The sequence below is a fragment of the Actinocorallia lasiicapitis genome, from assembly GCF_054778695.1.
In genome coordinates this window covers 1-8392 of the sequence record NZ_BAAGZI010000270.1, presented here as the reverse complement: position 1 = coordinate 8392, position 8392 = coordinate 1, and the positions used below count along the sequence as shown (strand labels likewise).

7 protein-coding genes are annotated in these 8392 nt (G+C 68.4%); 5 read left to right on the top strand and 2 right to left on the bottom strand.

The features are described 5' to 3' along the window. Positions 1–263: hypothetical protein (locus ACYVE7_RS24215; protein ID WP_460367487.1), on the top strand; the 263-nt coding region annotated here is incomplete at its 5' end. Positions 264–605: 342 nt separating this feature from the next. Here the strand turns inward: ACYVE7_RS24215 and ACYVE7_RS24210 are convergent. Beyond that, a complete protein-coding gene (locus ACYVE7_RS24210) occupies positions 606–2402 on the bottom strand; it encodes a M3 family oligoendopeptidase (protein ID WP_460367486.1) in 1797 nt (598 codons plus the stop codon). Positions 2403–2431: 29 nt separating this feature from the next. After that, positions 2432–3160 carry a FadR/GntR family transcriptional regulator gene (locus tag ACYVE7_RS24205; protein ID WP_460367489.1) on the bottom strand — a complete coding sequence of 243 codons (729 nt, stop codon included), beginning with the start codon at positions 3158–3160 and terminating at the stop codon, positions 2432–2434. Positions 3161–3260: 100 nt separating this feature from the next. Here ACYVE7_RS24205 and ACYVE7_RS24200 point away from each other — a divergent pair, with 100 nt between their 5' ends. Genes ACYVE7_RS24200 through ACYVE7_RS24185 form a run of 4 tightly spaced genes read left to right on the top strand, consistent with a single transcriptional unit; the run spans position 3261 to position 8273 of the window. Then, positions 3261–4778 carry an amino acid permease gene (locus ACYVE7_RS24200; protein WP_460367483.1) on the top strand — a complete coding sequence of 506 codons (1518 nt, stop codon included), beginning with the start codon at positions 3261–3263 and terminating at the stop codon, positions 4776–4778. Next, the gene (locus ACYVE7_RS24195; protein WP_460367481.1) at positions 4775–6118 is read left to right on the top strand and encodes a glutamine synthetase family protein; all 1344 of its coding nucleotides are present in this window, start codon (positions 4775–4777) and stop codon (positions 6116–6118) included. Before ACYVE7_RS24200 ends, ACYVE7_RS24195 begins: the two co-directional genes overlap by 4 nt. Next, positions 6118–7473 (top strand): aldehyde dehydrogenase family protein, encoded by a 1356-nt coding sequence (locus tag ACYVE7_RS24190; RefSeq protein ID WP_460367478.1) that lies wholly within the window; start codon positions 6118–6120, stop codon positions 7471–7473. Before ACYVE7_RS24195 ends, ACYVE7_RS24190 begins: the two co-directional genes overlap by 1 nt. Positions 7474–7508: 35 nt before the next feature. After that, complete coding sequence (locus ACYVE7_RS24185) at positions 7509–8273, top strand: 3-oxoacyl-ACP reductase (protein ID WP_460367475.1); 765 nt, start codon at positions 7509–7511, stop codon at positions 8271–8273. The last annotated feature ends 119 nt before the right edge of the window (positions 8274–8392 follow it).

Sequence of the window (8392 nt, the reverse complement as noted above, 5' to 3'; positions counted from 1 at the left end):
CGGGCCGGGCCGCCGCCGACCTCCACGACCTGCTGCGCAGCCGCCGCCTCCGCGGCCTGCGCGTCGGCTACGGCCACGGACTGGCCGTCCTGTCCGTTCCTCCCGACCTATCCGTCTGGGTGCACCCCGGCGAGATCATCGCCTCAGGCCCGCTCGGAGCACCCCCCGCCTCCTTCTCCCTCCACGACACCGTCGAAGTGGCCGAACGCCTCGTCAGCTGGTCCACCCGCGGCGGCCAGTCCGTATCTTGCGACACGGCCTAGAGTCCGGAAAAAGGCAAGATCAGGCCCGGCTCGCCCCGCTATATGGAGGCTGACATTTACCGGCAAGCTGGGGCGATCCGCTCCTGATGGGACTTTTCGGCAGCGCCCCAGGAATCTGCTGAAAGAAGGCAAGATCGGGCTCGGCTCGCCTCGCTATGTGGCGGCTGGCATTTACCGGCAGGCTGGGGCGACGCGGGCTCCTGACGGGACTCTTCAGCAGCGCCCTAGGAGTCTGCTGGAAAAAGGCAAGATCGGGCCCGGCTCGCCTCGCTAAGTGGCGGCTGGCGTTTACCGGCAAGGTGGGGTGATCCGGGCTCCTGGGGGGACTTTTTCGGCAGTGGCCTAGAGGCGGCCGGTTTGGTGGGCGGCGGATTCGGCGGCGGTCAGTTGGCGTTCGACGAGGTCGAGGCCCTGGTCCCAGAAGGTGGGGTCGGTGAGGTCGATGCCGACGAGGCGGGTCAGGGCTTCGGGGGAGCGGGAGCCGCCAGCAGAGAGGAGGTCGAGATAACGGGGGACGAAACCGGGGCCTTCCTGTTCGTAGCGGGCGTAGACCGACAGGGCCAGGAGCTGTCCGTAGGCGTAGGCGTAGACGTAGCCGGGGGAGCCGATGAAGTGCGGGATGTACGACCACCAGGAACGGTAGCCGTCGGTCACCTCGACGGAGTCGCCCAGGAGTTCGGTCTGCGACGCGGCCCACAGCTCGCCGAACCGGTCCGTCGAGAGCTCGCCGACGGTGCGGCGTTCGGTGTGGACGAGCTCCTCGAAACGGTTCATCGCGACCTGGCGGAAGACCGTCGCGATCGACCCCTCGATCGACTCCGCGAGCAGCGACAGCCGCGACTCGGCCGTCGGGGCGTGCTTCAGCAGCCGTTCGAAGACGAGGGTCTCACCGAACACCGACGCCGTCTCGGCCAGCGTCAGCGGCGTGGACATGTGGAAAACGCCCTGACGGGCCCCCAGATAGCCGTGCACGCCGTGGCCCAGTTCGTGCGCGAGAGTCAGCACGTCACGGCGGCGCGAAGTGTAGTTGAGCATGACATACGGGTGCACTTCCGGCGAACCGTAGGAGCAGAACGCGCCGCCCCGCTTGCCGGGACGGACGGGGCCGTCGATCCAGTTCTCGTCGAAGAACCGTCCGACGATCGACCCGAGCTCCGGCGAGAACCCCGTGTAGGTGTCCCGGACGAGCTCCCGCGCCTCGGCCCACGGGATGGTCTCGTCGGCGTCGGTCACCGCGGCCATCCGGTCGTAGTCGGCGAGCCGGTCGAGCCCGAGCAGCCGGGCCTTCAGCCGGTACCAGCGGCGCGGCAGCTCATACCGTGCCCGGACGGCCTCGATCAGCGCCGCGACGGACTCGTCCGACGCCTCATTCGCGACGTTCCGCGACGACAGCCAGTGCGGGTAGCCGCGCAGCCGGTCGTCGGACGCCTTGTCGGCGAGCAGCGTGTTGAACGCGAACCCGCGGGTCCGCAGCCCCGGCTGGAGGGCGGCCCTGACCCGCTCGGCGGTGTCGCGGCGCACGTCGCGGTCCGGCGACGCGAGCCGTGACAGCGCCACTTCCAGGGCGACGGGCTCGCCGGCGTCCGGCAGCTCGACTTTGATCGCGGCTGTCTGCTCGGAGAACAGCCGCACCCACGCGCTCCGCCCCGACAGCGCCTTGTCCGCGAGGATCTTCTCTTCGGGTTCGCTGAGCAGGTGCGGCCGGTGCAGCCGGGCCGTGGCGAGGTAGTGGCGCGCGAAATCGAGGCCGTCGGCGGCGAGGAGCTTGTCGGCGACGTCGTCGTCGAGCCCGGCCCATTCGAGCTGGAAGAACAGCAGCGTGGTGCGGATCGCGGTGCTCCGCTCCTCGACCCGCTGGAGCAGCGCGCCCTTCGCCGGGTCCGCGGTCGCGACCGAGAACGCGAGCTGCGCGTAGGTTCCGGCCCTGGTGGCGAGCTCACGGATCGCGCCGAGCTCGCTCATGACGGCGACGAACTCCGTCCCGTCCAGCCCGGCCAGCCGGCCCGCGTACGCGCCGGCGAACGCCTCCGCCCGGCTTCCCGCTTCGGCCAGCAGCGCGTCGACCGCCGCCGCCGGATCGTCAGAACCGCCGATCAGATCGTCGAGCCGCCACGACACTTCCTCGAGTTCCGCATCCATCCTCGGATCCTAAGCGCCGCAACCGACATTCAGCCGAGGAAGCCGCGGAGGAGGGCGGCGGTGCCTTCGAGGTGTTCGGCCATGGTGCGGTGGGCGGCGGCGGGGTCGCGGGCCAGGATGGCCTCGACGATCGCGGCGTGCTGGATCGCCGCGTGGTCGATGTTGGGCTGGAGCACGGGGATCGCGTTGAGGAGGTCGGTGACGCGGAGCCGGGCATCCGCGCATGCGGCGGCCAGCAGCGGCGAACCGGACAGCTCGGCGATGGTCAGATGGAAGCGGATGTCGAGCCTGCGGTACTCGTCGGGGGTGGCGGTGTTGACCGCTTCGAGCGCGGTGACGAGCTGCGCCTCCTGGTCGGGCGAGAGGTTGACGGTCGCCAGGTGCAGGGCGGTGCCCGTCTCGATGGCGTGCCGGTAGATCAGCGCGTCGTGGAGGGCGTCGCCGTCGCGGGCCGCCATCCGCGCCAGGTCGCCTTTGCGTGGTTTCGGCGGTTTGTAGGTGACGAACGTGCCGCCGGTGCGGCCGCGCCGCGACTCGACGAACCCCTCCTGCTGGAGCACCCGGATCGCCTCGCGCAACGTCACCCGGCTGACGCCCAGCATCGGCGCGAGCTCCCGTTCGGCGGGGAGCCGCTGCCCGTGGTCGATCACCCGCAGCTTGATCACCTGGAGCAGCCGTTCGACGGTCTCCTCGAACGCGTTCCCGCCGCGGACCGGCCGCAGCACGGCCGCCAGAGCCCCTGCCTCGCTGTCGATCAACACCGTTAAGTCCTTGTTTCGGGTCTTGACGATGATCCTCTCATAATTGTTAATGGTCTGACATTAGACCGTTTGCGGCTCCAGACCCCCGGAGGCGTCAGTGTCCGTCCAAGAACCCCACAAGACCCTGTCCGACGACGAGAAACGGCTGCACGAACTGGGCTACGCCCAGGAGCTCAGCCGCTCCATGTCCGGCTTCTCCAACTTCGCCGTCTCCTTCACGATCATCTCGGTGCTGACCGGCTGTCTCACCTCCTACACGATCGGGCTGGCCGGCGGCGGCCCCGTCATGATCACGTGGGGCTGGCTGGGCGTCGGCGGGCTGACCCTGCTCGTCGCGCTTGCCATGGCCGAGGTCTGCTCCAGCTTCCCGACCGCGGGCGGCCTGTACTACTGGTCGGCGAAGCTCGCGAAACGGAACGCCGCCGCCTGGTCCTGGTTCACCGGCTGGTTCAACTTCGTCGGGCAGGTGGCCGTCACCGCGGGCATCGTCTACGGCTCGGCGGGCTTCCTGAACGGCCTGCTCTCGCTCCAGTTCGACTACACCGCGACCCTCACCAACACGTTCGTGATCTTCGTGGTGCTGCTGGTGATCCACGCGCTGCTGAACCAGTTCGGCGTGAAACTCGTCGCGCTCCTCAACAACATCAGCGTCTGGTGGCATGTGATCGGGGTCGCCGTCGTCGTCGCGGTCCTGGTGATCAAACCGTCGCACCACCAGTCGGCCAGCTTCGTGTTCACCCACTTCGAGAACGGCACCGGCTGGAGCTCCGGCCTGTACGCCGCGCTGATCGGCCTGCTGCTGTCGCAGTACACGCTCACCGGCTACGACGCGTCGGCGCACATGACCGAGGAGACCCGCGACGCCGCCCGCTCGGGCCCCAAGGGCATCGTCAACTCCGTGCTGATCTCGATTATCGCGGGCTGGATCCTGCTGCTCGGCGTCACCTTCGCCATCCAGGACTACTCCGACGCCGCCACCAACGGCCCGGTCGGGATCTTCCTGGCCTCCTGCGGGGAGACGGTCGGCAAGCTGCTGATCCTCATCTCCTTCGGCGCCCAGTTCTTCTGCGGCATGGCCTCGGTCACCGCCAACTCGCGGATGATCTACGCCTTCTCGCGGGACGGCGCCCTGCCCTTCTCCGACGTCTGGCACAAGATCAACCATCGGACCAGGACGCCCACCAACGCGATCTGGCTCGCGGCCGGCGGCGCGCTGATCCTCGCCCTGCCCGCGCTGTGGAACAAGACCGCCTACCTCGCCGTCACCTCCGTCGCCGTCATCGGCCTCTACGTCGCCTACGTCATCCCGACGTTCCTGCGGCTGCGGCTCGGCTCGGAGTTCACGCCAGGACCGTGGTCGCTCGGCCGCTGGAGCAGGCCCATCGGCACCATCGCGGTGATCTGGGTCGGCATCATCGCGGTGCTGTTCATGCTGCCGCCGGTCAGTCCCATCACCAAGGACAGCTTCAACTACGCGCCGGTCGCGTTCGCCGTCGTGCTCGGCGGCGCGGGACTGTGGTGGGTGGTCTCGGCCCGCAAATGGTTTAAGGGACCGAAGGTTCAGGGCAGTCCCGAAGAGCTGGCGGCCATCGAGGACGAACTGAGGTCCGTGTGACGCTCGAAGAACTACGCGTCGCCGTGGAGGCGGGCCGCATCGACACCGTGATCATCGCGATCACGGACATGCAGGGCCGCCTCCAGGGCAAGCGGCTGTCGGCCCGCTACTTCCTGGAGGAGGTGGCGGGGCACGGCAGCGAAGGCTGCAACTACCTGCTGGCCGTGGACGTCGACATGAACACGGTCGACGGGTACGCGATGTCGTCGTGGGAACGCGGCTACGGCGACTTCGTGATGCGGCCCGATCTGGCGACGCTCCGGGCCGTCCCCTGGCAGGAGGGGGCGGCTCTGGTCGTCGCGGACCTGCTGTGGGAGTCGGACGCCCCGGTCGTCGCCTCGCCGCGGCAGATCCTGAAGCGGCAGCTCGACCGGCTCGACGAACGCGGTCTGACGGCGTTCGTCGGCACCGAACTGGAGTTCATCGTCTACCAGGACACCTACGAGGCGGCCTGGAGCAAGGGCTACCGGTCGCTGACCCCCGCCAACCAGTACAACGTGGACTACTCGCTGCTCGGCGGGGCGCGCGTCGAACCGCTGCTGCGCCGGATCCGCAACGACATGGCGGGGGCCGGGCTGTACGTGGAGTCGGCGAAGGGCGAATGCAACCTCGGCCAGCACGAGATCGCCTTCCGGTTCGCCGACGCGCTCACCACCTGCGACAACCACGCCCTCTACAAGACGGGCGCCAAGGAGATCGCCGCGCAGGAGGGCATGGCCCTGACGTTCATGGCCAAACCCAACGAGCGCGAAGGCAACTCCTGCCACATCCACCTCTCGCTGCGCTCCGCGGACGGCACCCCCGTCATGGCGGGCGAAGGACCGCACGGCCTGTCGGAGCTGGGCGCCCGGTTCATCGCCGGGCAGCAGGCGTGCCTGCGCGACTTCACCCTGCTCCTCGCCCCCAACATCAACTCCTACAAGCGGTTCCAGCCCGGATCGTTCGCCCCCACCGCGATCAAATGGGGGGTCGACAACCGGACCTGCGCGCTCCGGCTCGTCGGGCACGGACCGTCACTGCGAGTGGAGAACAGGGTGCCCGGCGGGGATGTGAACCCTTACCTCGCGGTGGCCGCGCTGATCGCGGCCGGACTGCACGGCATCGACGAGGAGCTGGAGCTGGAGCCCGCGTTCGAGGGCAACGCCTACACCAGCGGAGCGGCCACCGTCGCGCGGACCCTGCGAGACGCCCGCGCCGACTGGATCGAAAGCCCCGTCACCGGGGAAGTGTTCGGCAGGGAGGTCGTCGAGCACTACGCCAACTACGCGCAGGTCGAAATCGACTCCTACGACCGGGCCGTCACCGACTGGGAGATGTACCGGGGATTCGAAAGGCTGTGATGGAGCTCATCAATCCGGCGACGGAACAGGTCGTCGCCACCGTCCCGCACGCCTCGGCCGCCGAGATGGACCAGGCGGTCGAACGGGCGGCGCGCGCCTTCGAAAGCTGGCGGAAGGTCGCGCCCGGCGACAGGGCGCGGCTGCTCCGCGCGTTCGCCGCCGCGATCGACTCCCACCTGGAGGAACTGGCCCGGCTCGAAGTCGACAACGCGGGCCACCCCATCGGGCAGGCCCGATGGGAGGCCGGCAACCTGCGGGACGTCCTGACCTACTACGCGGGCGCGCCCGAACGGCTCACCGGGCTGCAGATCCCCGTCGCGGGCGGCCTCGACGTCACGTTCAAGGAGCCCCTCGGCGTGGTCGGGGTGATCGTGCCGTGGAACTTCCCGATGCCGATCATGGGCTGGGGGATCGCGCCCGCGCTCGCCGCCGGGAACACCGTGATCGTCAAACCGGCCGAGTGGACGCCGCTGACGGCGCTGCGCGTCGCCGAACTGGCCCTGGAAGCCGGACTGCCCGAAGGAGTCCTGCAGGTCGTGCCGGGGGAGGGGCCCGTCGCCGGACGGCGGCTCGTCGACCACCCGGCCGTCCGGAAGATCGTCTTCACCGGGTCGACCCGCGTCGGGAAAGAACTGATGGCGGCGTGCGCGCCCCAGGTCAAACGGCTCACCCTCGAACTCGGCGGCAAGAGCGCCAACCTGGTCTTCGCCGACGCCGACCTGGAGAAAGCCGCCGCCACCGCCCCCTACGCCGTGTTCGAGAACGCCGGACAGGACTGCTGCGCCCGCTCCCGGATCCTCGTCGAAGAAACCGTCTACGAACGGTTCATGGAACTGCTCGAACCAGCCGTCAAAGGCGTGATCGTCGGGGATCCGCGGGCCGAAACCACCGAAGTGGGGCCGCTCGTCAGCAAAGAACACCTGGCCAGAGTGCAGGCGTACGTGCCCGACGACGCACCCGTCGCCTTCCGCGGCTCCGCACCCCACGGGCCCGGCTACTGGTTCGCGCCCACCGTCCTCGCCACACCCCGCTACGCCACCCTGCCGGCCTGGAACGAAGAAGTGTTCGGGCCCGTCGTGACCATCGCGACCTTCCGAGACGAAGACGAAGCGGTCCGGATCGCCAACGACACGTCCTACGGGCTGTCCGGCTCGATCTGGACACGCGACCTCGCCCGAGCCCTGCGCACCTCCCGCGCCATCGACTCCGGCAACCTCTCAGTGAACTCCCACTCCTCGGTCCGCTACTGGACCCCGTTCGGCGGCTACAAAGAATCCGGCTTCGGCCGCGAACTCGGCCCCGACGCCCTCGACTCCTTCACCGAAACCAAGAACGTCTTCATCTCCACCGACTGAACCCCACCCGCTGAACCCGAGAGGTTGGATCACCCATGCAGCGTCTTGAAGGCCGGACCGCCGTCGTGACGGGCGGAGCCAGCGGCATCGGCCTCGCCACCGCACGCAGACTCACCGCCGAAGGCGCCAAAGTCATCATCGCCGACGTCGACGACACCAACGGCAAAACCCACGCCGACGAACTCAACGGCCTGTTCATCAAAGTCGACGTCACCAGCGAAGAGGAAGTCAAAGCCCTCTACCAGACAGTCCACGACACCTACGGCAGCGTCGACATCGCCTTCAACAACGCCGGAATCTCCCCACCCGACGACGACTCCATCCTCGAAACCAGCCTCGAAGCATGGAAACGCGTCCAAGAAGTCAACCTCACCTCCGTCTACCTGTGCTGCAAATACGCCATCCCCTACATGCGCGCCCAAGGCAAAGGCTCCATCATCAACACCGCCTCGTTCGTCGCCCGCATGGGCGCCGCCACCTCCCAAATCTCCTACACCGCCTCCAAAGGCGGCGTCCTCGCCATGTCACGCGAGCTCGGCGTCCAGTTCGCCCGCGAAGGCATCCGCGTCAACGCCCTCTCACCCGGCCCCGTCAACACCCCCCTCCTCCAAGAACTCTTCGCCAAAGACCCCGAACGCGCCGCCCGCCGCCTCATCCACATCCCCACCGGCCGATTCGCCGAACCCGAAGAAATCGCCGCAGCCGTCGCCTTCCTCGCCAGCGACGACTCCTCCTACATCACCGCCAGCGAATTCCTCGTCGACGGCGGCATCTCCGGCGCCTACGTCACCCCCCAGTAACCTCCAGTTTGCATAACCCCCGACCTGCCCATACTCTTCACTCATACCGACGCGGGGTGGAGCAGCTCGGTAGCTCGCTGGGCTCATAACCCAGAGGTCGCAGGTTCAAATCCTGTCCC